Annotated in this window: 1 protein-coding gene and 1 pseudogene; one reads left to right on the forward strand and one right to left on the reverse strand. The window is 61.0% G+C overall.

Annotated features, from left to right (window positions below):
* Positions 1-106: 106 nt before the first annotated feature.
* Positions 107-202 (reverse strand): annotated as a pseudogene (locus tag CFB82_RS44730) (IS6 family transposase); the annotation flags it as partial.
* Positions 203-256: 54 nt separating this feature from the next.
* Here CFB82_RS44730 and CFB82_RS41760 point away from each other — a divergent pair.
* A complete protein-coding gene (locus CFB82_RS41760; protein WP_089487987.1) occupies positions 257-517 on the forward strand; it encodes a hypothetical protein in 261 nt (86 codons plus the stop codon).
* Positions 518-638: the final 121 nt, after the last annotated feature.

Consider the following 638-nt stretch of genomic DNA (forward strand, 5'->3'; position numbering starts at 1 on the left):
TCGCTGCGTGCGTTCCGCGACCTCGCCACGTCGAGCCGCTGACTTGACCATCGGCCGGCCCGCGGCACACTCCAATTCCCGCGTTCGACGATCTATGCCGTCCGTGTTGTTGCGCATTCCGGTTGTAACAGCACTCCATGAACAGATTGGAAACCTGCCCATGGACGGAAGCGAATCGTTGCAACTGGCGCGCCGATTTGAAGCACTGAATCGGCCCGGGTTTTTCGGAGACCTCATCCTTTGAGAGAATGGGGTCATGGAAATCTTAAAATCTGAAAGTAATGTAAAGAAGAAGGCGCAGCCGCAGTACTCGGCCGAGATGCGCGCGCGTGCCGTGCGCATGGTGTTGGACCACCAGCGGGAGTACGAATCGGAATGGGCGGCCATCAATATCGGGTTCGTTGACGTTGCTGTCGAATCTGGGGCGTGGTTCACTGCAGGGTTACACGAGGCGGGGCGCGGTGAGGTCGCGATGGTCGATAATCGGCGCTCACTTTTCAGTGAGGGGCGCGGATGAATCGATTGGCTGGCGCGGCGGCGCAACTGCCTGGGGAAACACGTAAGCACCTGGCGGTGCGGGCCTTGGCGGGCGGGCTCACGATCCGCGCGCTGGCTGATGGGCACGGCGTGAGCCGCAA

The organism is Burkholderia sp. HI2714 (genome assembly GCF_002223085.1).
GTDB lineage: Bacteria > Pseudomonadota > Gammaproteobacteria > Burkholderiales > Burkholderiaceae > Burkholderia > Burkholderia lata_D.